Source organism: Ramlibacter ginsenosidimutans, assembly GCF_016654015.1.
GTDB lineage: Bacteria > Pseudomonadota > Gammaproteobacteria > Burkholderiales > Burkholderiaceae_C > Ramlibacter > Ramlibacter ginsenosidimutans.
In genome coordinates this window covers 22,723-36,270 of record NZ_JAEPWM010000016.1, presented here as the reverse complement: position 1 = coordinate 36,270, position 13,548 = coordinate 22,723, and the positions used below count along the sequence as shown (strand labels likewise).

General features: G+C 68.5%; 13 protein-coding genes. 7 read left to right on the top strand and 6 right to left on the bottom strand.

Annotated elements, in window-relative coordinates; genetic code table 11:
• Positions 1-6: 6 nt before the first annotated feature.
• On the top strand, positions 7-630 hold the full coding sequence (locus tag JJB11_RS24335) for a LysE family translocator (protein WP_201177675.1): 624 nt from the start codon (positions 7-9) through the stop codon (positions 628-630).
• A gap of 77 nt (positions 631-707) precedes the next feature.
• Positions 708-2,186: an NCS1 family nucleobase:cation symporter-1 gene (locus tag JJB11_RS24330; RefSeq protein WP_201177673.1), complete on the top strand. Its 1,479-nt coding sequence runs from the start codon at positions 708-710 to the stop codon at positions 2,184-2,186.
• An 86-nt stretch (positions 2,187-2,272) separates the two neighbouring features.
• Here JJB11_RS24330 and JJB11_RS24325 read toward each other — a convergent pair whose 3' ends face one another.
• The 3 genes from JJB11_RS24325 to JJB11_RS24315 all read right to left on the bottom strand — a co-directional run bounded on the left by JJB11_RS24325 (position 2,273) and on the right by JJB11_RS24315 (position 4,674).
• Positions 2,273-2,815 carry a phosphatase PAP2 family protein gene (locus JJB11_RS24325; RefSeq protein WP_201177671.1) on the bottom strand — a complete coding sequence of 181 codons (543 nt, stop codon included), beginning with the start codon at positions 2,813-2,815 and terminating at the stop codon, positions 2,273-2,275.
• A gap of 69 nt (positions 2,816-2,884) precedes the next feature.
• The gene (locus JJB11_RS24320; RefSeq protein WP_201177669.1) at positions 2,885-3,847 is read right to left on the bottom strand and encodes an SMP-30/gluconolactonase/LRE family protein; all 963 of its coding nucleotides are present in this window, start codon (positions 3,845-3,847) and stop codon (positions 2,885-2,887) included.
• 5 nt (positions 3,848-3,852) lie between these two features.
• Positions 3,853-4,674 (bottom strand): NAD-dependent epimerase/dehydratase family protein, encoded by an 822-nt coding sequence (locus JJB11_RS24315; RefSeq protein WP_201177667.1) that lies wholly within the window; start codon positions 4,672-4,674, stop codon positions 3,853-3,855.
• A 130-nt stretch (positions 4,675-4,804) separates the two neighbouring features.
• Between JJB11_RS24315 and JJB11_RS24310 the strand changes: the two genes are divergently transcribed.
• The 5 genes from JJB11_RS24310 to JJB11_RS24290 all read left to right on the top strand — a co-directional run bounded on the left by JJB11_RS24310 (position 4,805) and on the right by JJB11_RS24290 (position 10,011).
• Entirely contained in the window at positions 4,805-5,524 is a 720-nt protein-coding gene (locus JJB11_RS24310) for a FadR/GntR family transcriptional regulator (RefSeq protein WP_201177665.1), read from the top strand.
• 104 nt (positions 5,525-5,628) lie between these two features.
• Positions 5,629-6,540: a 5-dehydro-4-deoxyglucarate dehydratase gene (gene kdgD, locus JJB11_RS24305; protein ID WP_201177663.1), complete on the top strand. Its 912-nt coding sequence runs from the start codon at positions 5,629-5,631 to the stop codon at positions 6,538-6,540.
• 33 nt (positions 6,541-6,573) lie between these two features.
• A complete protein-coding gene (locus JJB11_RS24300; protein WP_201177720.1) occupies positions 6,574-7,536 on the top strand; it encodes a Bug family tripartite tricarboxylate transporter substrate binding protein in 963 nt (320 codons plus the stop codon).
• Positions 7,536-8,861: a glucarate dehydratase gene (gene gudD, locus JJB11_RS24295; RefSeq protein WP_201177661.1), complete on the top strand. Its 1,326-nt coding sequence runs from the start codon at positions 7,536-7,538 to the stop codon at positions 8,859-8,861. Before JJB11_RS24300 ends, gudD begins: the two co-directional genes overlap by 1 nt.
• A 181-nt stretch (positions 8,862-9,042) precedes the next feature.
• Positions 9,043-10,011 carry a Bug family tripartite tricarboxylate transporter substrate binding protein gene (locus tag JJB11_RS24290; protein ID WP_201177659.1) on the top strand — a complete coding sequence of 323 codons (969 nt, stop codon included), beginning with the start codon at positions 9,043-9,045 and terminating at the stop codon, positions 10,009-10,011.
• Positions 10,012-10,592: 581 nt separating this feature from the next.
• Here the strand turns inward: JJB11_RS24290 and JJB11_RS24285 are convergent.
• The 3 genes from JJB11_RS24285 to JJB11_RS24275 are packed head-to-tail and all read right to left on the bottom strand — an operon-like array spanning position 10,593 to position 13,499.
• Positions 10,593-11,945: a TRAP transporter large permease gene (locus tag JJB11_RS24285; RefSeq protein ID WP_201177657.1), complete on the bottom strand. Its 1,353-nt coding sequence runs from the start codon at positions 11,943-11,945 to the stop codon at positions 10,593-10,595.
• On the bottom strand, positions 11,936-12,523 hold the full coding sequence (locus JJB11_RS24280) for a TRAP transporter small permease (protein WP_201177655.1): 588 nt from the start codon (positions 12,521-12,523) through the stop codon (positions 11,936-11,938). Before JJB11_RS24280 ends, JJB11_RS24285 begins: the two co-directional genes overlap by 10 nt.
• Positions 12,513-13,499, bottom strand: coding sequence for a TRAP transporter substrate-binding protein (locus JJB11_RS24275; RefSeq protein WP_201177653.1), 987 nt, complete (start codon positions 13,497-13,499; stop codon positions 12,513-12,515). Before JJB11_RS24275 ends, JJB11_RS24280 begins: the two co-directional genes overlap by 11 nt.
• Between the last annotated feature and the right edge of the window lie 49 nt (positions 13,500-13,548).

The window sequence follows — 13,548 nt, the reverse complement described above, 5'->3', positions numbered from 1 at the left end:
CACCCCATGGAGCATCTCTGGCTCTTCGCCTTGTTCGTCTTCGGCATCATCGTCCTGCCCGGCATGGACATGGCCTTCGTGCTGGCCAGCAGCCTCGTCGACGGCCGCCGCTCCGGCCTCGCCGCGGTGGCCGGCATGGTGGCCGGAGGCGCCGTCCACACGCTGATGGGAGCACTGGGGGTCGGCTTGCTGCTGCAGCTGGTGCCGGTGGCCTTCAACACGGTGCTCGCGGCCGGCGCGCTGTACGTGGCGTGGATGGGCGTGGCCCTGTGGCGCAGCCCGGCGACGATTGCGCAGGTCGGCGAGCAACCGTCGCGACCGCGGCTGGCGACCTTCGGGCGCGCCATCGCCACCTGTCTCCTCAATCCCAAGGCCTACGTCTTCATGGTCGCCGTGTTCCCGCAGTTCGTGCGGCCCGCGCAGGGACACCTGGGCGCGCAGATCGCCGCAATGGGCGCGATCATCGCGGCGACGCAGTCTTTCGTTTACGGCGGCGTCGCGTTAGGCGCGGGCGCGCTGCGCCGCCGCCTGGCGGCGTCAGTCTCCGTGCAGGCGCGCATCGCACGGGCCGTCGCCCTGCTCCTGCTCGCAACGTCGGCGTGGGCTCTGGGCACCGGCTGGGCGTCCTAGCGGGTGCTGGCGCGCGGGCACGAAGCGTGCTGGAATGACGCTGAGCCGCCCCACCTCGGCGGCATCGAGGAGCAGCGATGATCCCTTCCGACCTCCAGGCCCGCGGCTACAGCCCCGGGCTCACCAACCCCGACCTTGCACCGACGACGCCCGCGCAGCGCACCTGGGGCGCCTTCAGCATCTTCAACGTCTGGACCTCGGACGTGCACAGCCTCTGGGGCTACTACCTCGCGGCCAGCCTGTTCCTGCTGTGCGGCAGCTTCCTGAATTTCATCCTCGCCATCGGCATCGGCTCGCTCGCGATCTACGTGCTGATGACGATGGTGGGCCTGGCCGGCGTGCGCACCGGCGTGCCCTTCCCGGTGCTGGCCCGCGCTTCCTTCGGCGTCTGGGGCGCGAACTTCCCCGCGCTGGTGCGCGCCATCGTGGCGTGCTTCTGGTACGGCGCGCAGACCGCGGCCGCCTCCGGCGCCATCGTGGCGCTGCTCACGCGTTCGCCCGACCTGCTGGCCTTCCACAAGAACGTGCACCTGCTGGGTCACTCCGCGCTGGAGGTGATCTGCTACGTGGTCGTGTGGGCGCTGCAGCTGCTGATCATCCAGCGCGGCATGGAGACGGTGCGCCGCTTCCAGGACTGGGCCGGCCCCGGCGTCTGGCTCGCCATGCTGGTGCTCGCCATCGGCCTCGTCGTCAAGGCCGGAAGCTTCTCGTTCGACAGCAGGATCCCGACCGACGTGCTGCTGGAGAAGACCAAGGACGCCGGCGTGCCGGGCACGCCCGGCTCCTTCGGCTCGCTCGCGGCGGTGGCCGCCGTGTGGATCACCTACTTCGCGGCGCTCTACCTGAACTTCTGCGACTTCACGCGCTACGCGAAGGACGAGGCCGCGGTGAAGAAGGGCAACCTGTGGGGCCTGCCGGTCAACCTGTTGCTGTTCTCGCTGGTGGCCGGCGTCACGACCCTGGCCGCGTTCAAGGTGTACGGCGAAGTGCTGATCCACCCCGACCAGATCTCGGCCAAGTTCGACAGCTGGGTGCTCGCGGCGATCGCGGCGCTCACCTTCGCCATCGCGACCCTGGGCATCAACGTGGTGGCCAACTTCGTGTCGCCGGCCTTCGACATCTCCAACGTGTTCCCGAAGCACATCAGCTTCAAGCAGGGCGGCTACATCGCGGCGCTGATCGCGCTGGTGCTCTACCCGTTCGCGCCCTGGGAAGGCAGCGCCGCCAGCTTCGTCGGCGCGATCGGCTCCACCATGGGGCCGCTGTTCGGCGTGATCATGGTCGACTACTACCTGATCGCGCGCGGCCGCATCGACGTGGATGCGCTCTATCGCGAGAACGGCCGCTACCGCTTCCAGGGCGGCTGGAACGTGAAGGCGCTCGTCGCGGCCGGCATCGGCATCGTGTTCTCGACGCTGCTGCCGAACTTCACTGACCTGCTGCCCACCTGGTGGGGTCTCTACGGCTGGTTCTTCGGCGTGGCGATCGGCGGCGCGTGCTACTGGGGCCTGCGCATGCTGCCCGAGGTCGACCCGGAGCTCACGCGCCAGGCCTGAGGGACGGCGCGCAGGGGCGGGGCCGGCGCTCAAGGACGGCGGCCGGCGCCCCGCCCGGCAGCGCAGCGCCGGCTAGCGAAGCAGGCTCACCACGCCCGCGCGTAAGAGACCCACGGCGCGCTGCCGCGCATCTGCACGCCGACCTGCCCGCCATCGGGCAGCGGATGCGTGAAGATGAAAGACGAGGCGATGCCGACGGCGGCCCCGCCGATCACCTGCTCCGTGGTGTGGTGGTTGGTGTGCACGCGCTCGTAGCCCGTGACGGTCGCCAGGATGTAGAAGGGCCACGCTTCGCCCAGGCCGTAGCGCCGGTGCACGAAGGCCGCGGCGGAGAACACGGCGGAGGTGTGTCCGGAAGGCATGCCGTAACCGGTGCCGTCGGGGCGCGGCTGGGCTATCGCGTGCTTCAGCACTTCGGTCGTGCCCTGCGCCACGAGGAAGGAGACGCCGAGCTGTTTGGTGCCCTCGAGGTCGTGGTGGTACCAGGTCATCCCCGCAGCGCCGAGCGGGACGATGTATTGCAAGGCATCGCCCACGGCGTCGTGCTGGGCCTGGACCTGCGCCGCCACCGGCAGGCTGGCACAGGCAAGCGCGAGGGCGAGCGAGCCTGCGCAGGTGAATCGAATCATGCTGCCCGTCTCCCGGCCGGGTGCCCGCACTCTACCGGGCGCTGCTGACGGCGCCCTGAAGCGCACGCGCTAGCTGGCGCCTTGCGTGTTCACGTACAGCGCGTACACCGAGTGGCTGGCCGCCATGAACAGGCGGTTGCGCTGGCGCCCGCCGAAGCAGACGTTCGCGCAGCGCTCGGGCAGGTGGATGTGGCCGATGGCCGTGCCGTCGGGCGCGAACACGCGCACGCCGTCCAGTCCGTCCGGGTTCGCATCGAGAGCGCCGTTGCTGCCGAAGCCGCACCACAGGTTGCCCGCGACGTCGACCCGGAAGCCGTCGAACGCCCCGGGCCCCTTGGCGTCGGCGGCGATGCGCTTGTTGGACAGCTGGCCGTCGCGTCCGTGGTCATACGCCCAGATCAGGCGATTCGGCGCCGCGCGGCTCTCGACGATGTACAGGACCGACTCGTCGGGCGAGAAGGCCAGCCCGTTCGGTCCCGCGAGGTCCGTCAGCACCTGCTGCAGCTTGCCGTCCGGCGCGATGCGGTACACGGCGTGCGGCAGTTCCTGTTCCGCGGGCTCGCCCTCCCAGTGCCCGGCAATGCCGAAGCTCGGGTCGGTGAACCAGATGCTGCCGTCGCGCGCGCAGACGATGTCGTTCGGCGAGTTGAGGCGCTTGCCGTCGAAGCGGTCCGCCAGCACCGTGATGCTGCCGTCGTACTCGGTGCGCGTGACGCGGCGCGTGAGGTGCTCGCAGGTGAGTAGCCGGCCTCGCCGGTCGCGGAAGTGGCCGTTGGCGTTGTTGGAGGGCTGGCGGAACGTACTTACCGCCCCCGAGGCCTCGTCCCAGCGGAGGATGCGGTTGTTGGGGATGTCGGAGACCAGCAGGTAGCGGCCGTCGCCGAACCACACGGGGCCTTCGCCCCAACGCAGGCCGGTGAACAGCTGCTCCACGCTGGCGCTGAACAGGCGCAGCTTCAGGAAGCGCTCGTCCAGCACCTCGATGCGCGGGTCGGGATAGCGCGCGCTCATGGAGAAGCTCACGTCGCTCATGGCCGTCACTCGAACGGGCCCATGCGGACGAAGCCGCCGGCCTGGTACATGACGGCGGGATCTTCGGGATCCACTTGCGGCTGCGCGGCCTCGCGCGAGGCGCGGAACGGCTCGGAGCTGTCCTGCGGCCGGTAGCCGATGTGGCGGGCCGAGGTGTTGTCCCACCAGCCGGGCGTGTTGTCCGAGACGCCGTAGATGACGCTGTGTCCGGCCTTGGGCGTGGTGAGGCTCGCGACCACCACGCGCTCGAGGTCGTCGTAGCTGAGCCAGGTCGCCAGCATGCGGCGGTCGCGCGGCTCGGGGAAGGACGAGCCGATGCGCACGCACACGGTCTCGATGCCGTAGCGGTCGTAGTAGAAGCGCGAGAGGCTCTCGCCGAAGGCCTTGGAGATGCCGTAGTAGCCGTCGGGCCGCATGGGCATGTCCGGGGAGATCACTTCGTCCTGGCGGTAGTAGCCGGTCACGTGGTTGGAGCTCGCGAAGACGACACGCCGCACGCCGTGCTTGCGCGCGGCCTCGTAGAGGTTGTAGGTACCGACGATGTTGGCCGGAACTATCGCATCGAAGGGCTGCTCGGTGGAGATGCCGCCGAGGTGCACGACCGCATCCATGCCCTCCAGCAGCCGGTGGACTGCCGCGCGGTCCTCGAGCGCAGCCTGCTGCACCTCCTCGCCGGGGCCGGCCGGGTCCATGGCGGCGACGTCGCTCAGGCGCAGCAAGGTGGTCCGGGCGCGCAGGCGCGGGCGCAGCACCTTCCCCAGCCCGCCGGCGGCGCCGGTGAGGAGGAGGCGGCCGAGGGAAAGCGTGGAAGTGTGGGAGAGGGTCATTGGTGTGGGGAGGCGTACCGCAACTGCTACAGTGCGGGTACACCCAGGTTGTCATCTGTCGTCAGTTGTCGTACAAGATCGTCCAGCATCGCCCCTGCACTGTCAAGATGGCCACGAAAGGGTTTACCCCATGACCGAGCTGGTTCGCCGCCGCCCCCGCAGCCTCGCGCACGACGTGGTCGACGCGCTGGGCGGGCGCATCCGCGACGGCTCGCTCGCCCCCGGCGAGAAGCTCCCCACCGAAGCCGCGATCATGGAGGAGTTCGGCGTCAGCCGCACGGTCGTGCGCGAAGCGATCTCGCGCCTGCAGGCCGCCGGCCTGGTGGCGACGCGGCATGGCGTCGGCACCTTCGTCGTCGGCCTGGGTGACCCTTCCACCTTCCGCATTTCGCCCGAGCAGCTCGGCACGCTGCAGGATGTCATCGCGGTGCTCGAACTGCGCATCGCGGTGGAGACCGAGAGCGCGGCGCTGGCGGCGATGCGCAGGACGCCTGCCAACGTGGAGACCCTGCGCAAGGCGCTGCGCACCTTCACGTCCGCGCTGGAAGAAGGCCGCGACGCCGTCGGCGCGGACTTCCAGTTCCACCTCGAGATCGCGCGGGCCACGCAGAACCATCACTTCGCCGACCTGATGGCCACGCTCGGCGGGATGATGATCCCGCGCGCGCGCCTGGAACCGCCCGGCCCGCTCACTCCCGAGCGGCAGGCCTACCTGCGGCGGGTGAACGCCGAACACGAAAGCATCGTGGACGCGATCGCGCGGCAGGACCCCGAGGGCGCACGCGCCGCCATGCGCACGCACCTCGCGAACTCGCGCGAACGCCGCCGGCGCCTCGCCGAAAGCCGCTAGCGAACTGTGCGGCGGCAGCCGGTGCCGCCCGCGTGTCGGGGTCCGGCCCCTTGGCAGGATCGTCCGATAGTTGTACGATGTCTTACCTGTTTACCTGAAGCACCATGACGCCCAACGAATTGAAGAAGGCCCTCTCCTCCGGCCTGCTGTCCTTCCCCCTGACCGACTTCGACAAGGAGCTTCGCTTCGAGCCGAAGGGCTACGCGGGCCGCCTCGAATGGCTGATGCCGTACGGCGCCACGGTGCTGTTCGCGGCCGGCGGCACGGGCGAGTTCTTCTCGCTGGAGCCGCAGGAGTACGCTCAGGTCATCAAGGTCGCGGCCGACACCTGCAAGGGCAGCGTGCCCATCGTGGGCGGCGCCGGCGGCGGCACCACCCTGGCCATCAAGTACGCGCAGGAAGCCGAACGCAACGGCGCCGCGGGCGTGCTGCTGCTGCCGCACTACCTCACCGAAGCGACGCAGGATGGCCTGGTCGCGCACGTCGAGGCCGTGTGCAAGAGCGTGAAGATCGGCGTAATCGTCTACAACCGCGGCGCCACGCGCCTCACGGCCGAATCGGTCGCGAAGATCGCCGACCGCTGCCCCAACCTCATCGGCTTCAAGGACGGCACGGGCGACATCGAGCGCGTCGTGTCCATCCGCCGCAAGCTCGGCGACCGCCTCGTCTACATCGGCGGCATGCCGACGCACGAGGTCTATGCCAATGCGTACAAGGCGCTGGGCGTGCCCACTTACTCCTCGGCCATCTTCAACTTCATCCCGAAGACGGCCATGGAGTTCTACAACGCGTACTGGGCCGGCGACATGGCCACCACCAACCGCCTGATCGACGAGTTCTTCCTGCCCTATCTCGCCATCCGCAACCGGGGCGAAGGGTATGCCGTGTCCATCGTCAAGGCCGGCGCCACCCTCGTCGGCAAGTCCGCCGGCCCGGTGCGCCCGCCCCTGACGGACCTGAAGCCGCAGGAAGTGGAAGAACTCGCCGCCCTGATTCGCAAGCTCGGCCCGCAGTAAGACCGCACAACAAAGGAGATGTCTGCCGTGAAGATGAAGAACACCCTGATGGGCCTGGCGCTGGCCATGGCCGCTACCGTGAGCGCCTTCGGCGCCGGCTATCCGGACAAGACCGTCACGATGGTCGTGCCCTTCCCGCCCGGCGGATCGACCGACGCCATCGCGCGCGTGATGGCCCAGAAGCTGGGGGAGAAGTTCGGCCAGACCTTCATCATCGACAACCGCGCCGGCGCCACCGGCACGATCGGCGCCGCGTACGTGAAGCGCGCGCCCGCGGACGGCTACACGCTGTTCGTGTCCTCCCTGGGCCCGTTCGTGATCGCGCCGCACCTGCTCAAGACCGTGCAGTACGACGCGCTGAAGGACTTCGATCCCATCACCGTGCTGGTGCAGGCCCCCAACGTGCTCGTGGTGCCGAACAACTCGCCGGACCACAGCGTCGCGGACCTGCTGAAGGACTTGAAGGCGCACCCGGGCAAGCTGAGCTTCGCCTCCTCCGGCGTCGGCTCCTCCGACCACCTCTCCGCCGAACTGCTGTGGCAGCAGACCGGCACGCAAGGCCTTCACGTGCCCTACAAGGGCGGCGGCCCCGCCATCACCGACCTGCTGGGCGGCCAGGTGAATGCGGCCTTCGTGAACATCAACAGCATCATCGGCCACATCAAGGCGGGCAAGGTGCGCGCCCTGGCGATCTCCTCCGAGAAGCGCTCGCCGCTGCTGCCGGACGTGCCCACGCTGCAGGAGCAGGGCGTCAAGGGTGCCGAGGTGCAGTCGTGGCAAGCCGTCGCGGCGCCCAAGGGCACGCCGCTGGCCATCCGCACCGAACTGCGTGACGCGATGGTCGCCGCACTGAACGACCCCGCCGTGAAGGCGAACCTGCTGTCCCAGGGCTTCGAGATCGTGGGTGACACGCCGGAACACTTCGCAAAGTTCCAGGCGACGGAGTACGCCCGCTGGAAGGCGCTGATCGAGGCGCGCCACATCTCGGCGGACTGATGTCTTCACCCGTCGTCAAGAGCATGCGCGTGGTCCCGGTCGCCGGCCGGGACGACATGCTGCTGAACCTCTCGGGCGCGCATGCGCCCTTCTTCACACGCAACATCGTCATCGTCACGGACAACGCCGGCCACACGGGGCTCGGTGAAGTGCCGGGCGGCGAGAAGATCCGCCAGACGCTGGAAGACGCGCGTCCCCTGGTCGAAGGGCAGACCGTCGGCAACCTGCAGGCCATCCTCAACGCGATGCGCACGAAGTTCGCGGACCGCGATGCGGGCGGCCGCGGCAACCAGACCTTCGACCTGCGCACGACCATCCACGCGGTGACCGCCGTGGAATCGGCGCTGCTGGACTTGCAAGGCCAGCACCTCGGCGTGCCGGTCGCGGCCCTGCTCGGCGAAGGCCAGCAGCGCGAGGCCGTGCAGATGCTCGGCTACCTGTTCTACGTCGGCGACCGCAAGAAGACCAACCTGCCCTACGCATCCGAACCGGATGCGCAGGACGACTGGTTCCGCCTGCGGCACGAGGAAGCGATGACGCCCGAAGCCATCGTGCGCCTCGCCGAAGCGGCGCAGAAGCGCTACGGCTTCCAGGACTTCAAGCTCAAAGGCGGCGTGCTGAGCGGCGACGCGGAAGTCGAAGCGGTGACGGCGCTGCACGAGCGCTTCCCGCAGGCGCGCGTGACGCTGGACCCCAACGGCGGCTGGCTGCTGAAAGACGCGATCCGGCTCGGCAAGAAGATGCAGGGTGTGGTCGCCTATGCCGAGGACCCGTGCGGCGCCGAGGAAGGCTTCTCCGGCCGCGAGGTGATGGCGGAGTTCCGTCGCGCCACCGGCCTGCCCACCGCGACCAACATGGTGGCCACCGACTGGCGCCAGCTGGCGCACTCGCTGGCACTGCAGTCCGTCGACATTCCGCTCGCGGATCCGCACTTCTGGACGATGGCAGGCTCGGTGCGCGTCGCGCAGACCTGCCGCGACTGGGGCCTCACCTGGGGCTCGCACTCGAACAACCATTTCGACATCTCGCTTGCCATGTTCACGCACGTGGGCGCGGCCGCCCCCGGCAAGGTGACGGCGATCGACACGCACTGGATCTGGCAGGACGGCCAGCGCCTGACGAAGGAGCCGCTGAAGATCCAAGGCGGATACGTGCAGGTGCCGAAAAAGCCGGGCCTGGGCATCGAGATCGACGAAGGCGAGCTCGCGAAGGCGAACCAGCTGTACCAGCAACACGGACTCGGCGCGCGCGACGACGCGATCGCGATGCAGTTCCTGGTGCCGGGATGGAAGTTCGATCCGAAGAGGCCATGCCTGGTGCGGTGAGGTGGAGTTTCTCCCTCCCCCTCTGGGGGAGGGTTGGGGTGGGGGCGCTCCCCGTGCCGAGCGCCCCCATCCCCGCCTTCCCGCAGAGGGGGAAGGCGCAAGTGGTCAACACGGCCTATACCCAGGCCTGATCACAACGCGCCGCATGCGGCGCTTCTCTTTTTTGCATTGGAGCCCCACCATGAAACTGAATCGCCGCCAGGCACTTTTGTCCACCGCCGCCGCCATCGCGGCGCCCGCCTCCTTCGCGCAATCCGGCTGGCCGAACAAGACGATCCGGATCGTCGTGCCCTACCCGCCCGGCGGCTCGTCGGACATCATCGCGCGCATGATCAGCAACTCGCTGGCCGATGCGTTCAAGCAGACGGTGCTGGTCGACAACCGCTCCGGCGCCAACGGGAACCTCGGCGCGGACCTCGTCGCGAAGTCCGCGCCCGACGGCTACACGCTGCTGCTGTGCGACGTGGGCGCGCTGGCGATCTCGCCCTCGGTCTACACGAAGCTGTCCTTCGACCCGTCGAAGGAACTGCGCGGCGTCACCATGCTGGCCTACTCACCGCACCTGCTGGTCGTTCATCCCTCGGTGCCGGCGAACAACCTGAAGGAACTGGTCGCGCTCTCCAAGCAGAAGGAGCTGAACTTCGCCAACAGCGGCACGGGCGGCGCCAACCACCTTGCGGGTGTGGCGCTGCAGCAGGCCACCGGCGCCCGCTGGCAGTACGTGCCGTACAAGGGCGGCAGCCAGGCCATCCAGGACACGATCGCGGGCCAGTGCCAGGTGATGATGAACGGGATGCTCGCCACGCTGCCGTACGTGCAGAGCGGCAAGCTGAAGCTGATCGGCGTCTCGAAGGGCAAGCGCATGCCCCTGATCGGCGACGCGCCCACCATCGCGGAACAAGGCGTGCCCGGCTACGAGACCGGCACCTGGCAAGGCGTGCTGGCGCCCAAGGGCACGCCGGAGGCGATCGTGCAGCGGCTGAACACCGAGTTCGTGCGCGCGATCCGCAATCCGGAAGTGCGTGCACGTCTCGCCGGCCAGGGCGCGGAAGTGGTGACCATGAGCCCCGCGGAGGACGACCGCTTCTTCGCGAGCGAGCGCAAGCGCTGGGCGGAAGTCGTCGCGCAGGCGGGCATTCGCGCGGATTAGATCCCGTCGTTCGTCACGAGGACACGCACGGGACCTGCGTTGGTGAAGCGCAGACCGTAGGCTGGTGGTGAGCCGCAGGCGAACCCCAGCTTGCTGCGCTACGCTGGATCGCTGGGGTTCGCGGTGCTCACCGCCAGCCTACGAGTACGGGGCCCGTGAGTCGAGCAAGGGGGCCCGTGAGTCTTCCGCGCAGGGGCCCCACTGCTCATCGTCGCGGCAGGCGGCGTGCGGTGCAGGCCCGCATCAGGGGCCTCGCCTGGAAGCCGGTCCGGGCGGCGGAGCGCGGTTACGAGAGCGCAGCGTATCGAACCGCGCGTACGTTTCATGCTACCGCGGCACTTGTCCGAGCAGAGAGTTTGACCGCGCGCGGGCAAACTCTCTGCGAGTTGTGCCGCGCGACGCCGCCCGGACCGGCTTCCAGGGGAGTCGGCGCGCGCAGCCGCCGACCGATGCCCAGCGGGCCTGCACCGCACGCCGCCTGCCGCGACGCCCCCGCCCTCCGCAGAGGCAAAGAGTTCGCGCCCCCCCGGAGCAAAAAAAAGCGGGCACAAAGCCCGCCTTTTCCTTCGCCCAAGAGCGCATCACAACACGCGATGCCCCGTGATCAGCGACGGCAGCCAGGTCGAGAATCCCGGCACATAGGTCACCAGGTTGATCGCGATGAAGATCGCCAGGTAGTAAGGCCACGCCGTCTTGGTCGCTTCGCCGATGGAGATCTTGCCGATCGCGCAGCCCACGAACTGCACGCTGCCCACCGGCGGATGCACCAGGCCCAGCGCGCAGTTCAGCAGCAGCATCATGCCGAACTGCACCGGCCCCACGCCCATCTGCATCGCCAGCGGCAGGAACAGCGGCGTCGTGATCAGGATGTGGGCCGCCATGTCCAGGAAGATGCCCAGCACGACCTGGATGATGTTGATGTACAGCAGCATCAGCCAGGGATGCTGGGTCGCGGCCAGCAGCGCCTGCTCGATCGTGTCCGGGATCTCCAGGTACGCCATCTGGTAGCGCAGCATGTTGGACACGCCGATCAGCAGCAGGATCACGCCCGTGGTCTTGCTCGCCTTGGCCAGCGACTTCAGCAGGCGCTCGCGCGTCATCGTGCGGTAGATGAAGACGGTGAGCAGCAGCGAATACGTGACGGCGATCGCCGCCGCTTCGGTCGCCGTGGTCACGCCCTTCATCACGCACACGAGGATGATCGCAACCACCGCCAGGCCGGGCACCGAAGCGACGAAGGTGCGCAGCACCGCGCCCCAGCCGGGAAAGGCCGAGACCATCGAGCGGCCGTCCTCGCTGCGCGGGAAGCCGTACTTGCGGGCCTGCCAGTAGGCGGCCACCAGCATGCACACCATGATCCAGAACACGGGGATCAGTCCGGCGAACATCAGGTCGCCGATCGACACGCCCTTGACCGTGTGGCCCGCGACCATGCCGGCCGCGCCCTGCGCCGCGAAGGCGTAGATGATCATGTTGTGCGAGGTGGGCATCAGCGCGCCGGAGAGCGACGCGTGGGTGGTCACGTTGACCGCGTAGCCCGCGCTGTAGCCCTCGCGCTTCATGATGGGGATCATCACGCCGCCCATGGCGGAGGTGTCCGCCACCGGCGAGCCGGACACGCCGCCGAACAGCGTCGAGGCCACGACGTTGGCCAGCCCCAGGCCGCCCTTCCAGTGGCCCACCAGGCTGCGGGCGAAGGCGACGATCTTGTCGGCGATCCCCCCGTGCAGCATCAGCTCGCCCGAGAAGATGAAGAAGGGAATGGCCAGGAACGAGAACACGTTCATGCCCGAGACCATCATCTGGATGGCGGTCTCGAAGGGGAGGCCTTCCACCGCGAAGGTCGCCAGGCAGCTCAGGCCGATGGAGATCGCCACCGGCACGCCGAGCACCAGCAGGATCACGAAGCTCGCGCACAGGACGGTCAGTGCCATGAGGCGATCACCTTGTGACCCTTGAACAGGGCGATGAGCAGTTCCACGCAGAACAGCAGGATCAGGATGCCGGAGAGGATCACCGGCACGTAACGCGTGGACTCGGGCAGGCCCAGCGTGGGAATCGTCGCACCCTGCGTGGACAGCGCCATCTCCACGCCGCCCAGCACCAGCGACACGGCGAAGGTGCCGCTCAGCACTTCGACGGCCACCTTGCACCAGAACTGCACCCGCGGCGGCAGGTTGCGCACGAGCGAATCGAGGCCGATGTGGCCCGCGTCGCGGACGCCGGCGGACGCGCCGAACATGGCCACCGAGATCACCAGCAGCAGGGCGACCTGCTCCACGTACGGCGGCGCGTCGTTGAACACGTAGCGCATGACCACGCCGTACACGACCACCGCCAGCAGCGCCGCGAGGCACACGCTGGCGAGGTACAGCGCCCAGCGCGACAGCCGCGAGTTCACGGCCGTGAGCCAGTTCGCGGAGGGCGGCAGCGGCCGGTCGGCAGTGCCGGCCAGGCCGACGATGCCTTCCGCATCCGACTCCACGCCCGCCGCGACGGCGTCACTTGGCATTCACGATCTCCTGCACCAGCGCCTTGAGCTCCGGCGTCGGCGAGAACTTGTCCCACACCGGCTTCTCGACCTGCACGAACGCGGCGCGGTCGATCTGCGCGGCCGGCACGATGGTCGCGCCGCCCTTGACCACGTCGGCGCGGGCGGCCTTCTCCTGCGCTTCCCACAGCTTCACGTAGTAAGGCACCGAGTCCTTGGCCGCCTTGCGGATCGCCGCCTGTTCTTCCTTGCTCAGGGTGTCCCAGGTCTTCTTGGAGAACACGAGCACTTCCGGCGACATCGAGTGCATGGTCTCGGAGTACACCGGCGCCGACTCGAAGTGCTTGGCTTCGTCGTAGGAGGGATAGTTGTTCTCCGCGGCGTCGATCAGGCCCGTCTTCAGGCCCGTGTACACCTCGTTGTACGGCATGGGCGTGGGCGACGCGCCCATGGCGCTCACCATGCCCACGAACAGGTCGGACGGCTGCACGCGCACCTTCATGCCCTTGATGTCGGCCAGGCTCTTGATCGGCTTCTTGGCGTACATCGAGCGCGCGCCGCTTTCGTAGATGGCGAGTCCGATGAAGCCGGCCTTCTCGAAGCCGGCCAGGATCTTGTCGCCCTGCGGGCCGTACATGGTCTTGCGGAAGTGGTCCATGTCGCGGAACAGGAAGGGCAGTGCCGGCAGCACGGACTCGGGCACGATGCCGTTGAAGGCCGCAAAGTTGACGCGCACCATGTCCAGCGCGCCGATCTTCACCTGCTCGATGGTGTCCTTCTCGGAGCCGAGCGCGCTGTCGCCGAAGACCTTGATGCTGTCCTTGCCGCCGGTGGCCTTGGACAGCTGCTCGCCCATGTACGCGACGGCCTTGTTGGTCGGAAAGTCCTTGTTGTGGACGTCGGCCGAGCGGAAGGTGCGCGCCTCGGCGCTCAGGGTCGCGCACGCCAGGGCGGCGATGGCGAGGGCGGTGGCGAGTCTGTTCAGCGAGAGCTTCATGGGGGTCCCTAGGTCTGGATGGAGGCGGTCTGAATAGGTGAGTCGTCAG

Bases quoted from the DNA above. Each gene is read 5' to 3' on its own strand.
- JJB11_RS24335 (WP_201177675.1), top strand. From the start codon at position 7: ATGGAGCATCTCTGGCTCTTCGCCTTGTTCGTCTTCGGCATCATCGTC.
- JJB11_RS24330 (WP_201177673.1), top strand. From the start codon at position 708: ATGATCCCTTCCGACCTCCAGGCCCGCGGCTACAGCCCCGGGCTCACC.
- JJB11_RS24325 (WP_201177671.1), bottom strand. From the start codon at position 2,815: ATGATTCGATTCACCTGCGCAGGCTCGCTCGCCCTCGCGCTTGCCTGT.
- JJB11_RS24320 (WP_201177669.1), bottom strand. From the start codon at position 3,847: ATGAGCGACGTGAGCTTCTCCATGAGCGCGCGCTATCCCGACCCGCGC.
- JJB11_RS24315 (WP_201177667.1), bottom strand. From the start codon at position 4,674: ATGACCCTCTCCCACACTTCCACGCTTTCCCTCGGCCGCCTCCTCCTC.
- JJB11_RS24310 (WP_201177665.1), top strand. From the start codon at position 4,805: ATGACCGAGCTGGTTCGCCGCCGCCCCCGCAGCCTCGCGCACGACGTG.
- kdgD (WP_201177663.1), top strand. From the start codon at position 5,629: ATGACGCCCAACGAATTGAAGAAGGCCCTCTCCTCCGGCCTGCTGTCC.
- JJB11_RS24300 (WP_201177720.1), top strand. From the start codon at position 6,574: ATGAAGAACACCCTGATGGGCCTGGCGCTGGCCATGGCCGCTACCGTG.
- gudD (WP_201177661.1), top strand. From the start codon at position 7,536: ATGTCTTCACCCGTCGTCAAGAGCATGCGCGTGGTCCCGGTCGCCGGC.
- JJB11_RS24290 (WP_201177659.1), top strand. From the start codon at position 9,043: ATGAAACTGAATCGCCGCCAGGCACTTTTGTCCACCGCCGCCGCCATC.
- JJB11_RS24285 (WP_201177657.1), bottom strand. From the start codon at position 11,945: ATGGCACTGACCGTCCTGTGCGCGAGCTTCGTGATCCTGCTGGTGCTC.
- JJB11_RS24280 (WP_201177655.1), bottom strand. From the start codon at position 12,523: ATGCCAAGTGACGCCGTCGCGGCGGGCGTGGAGTCGGATGCGGAAGGC.
- JJB11_RS24275 (WP_201177653.1), bottom strand. From the start codon at position 13,499: ATGAAGCTCTCGCTGAACAGACTCGCCACCGCCCTCGCCATCGCCGCC.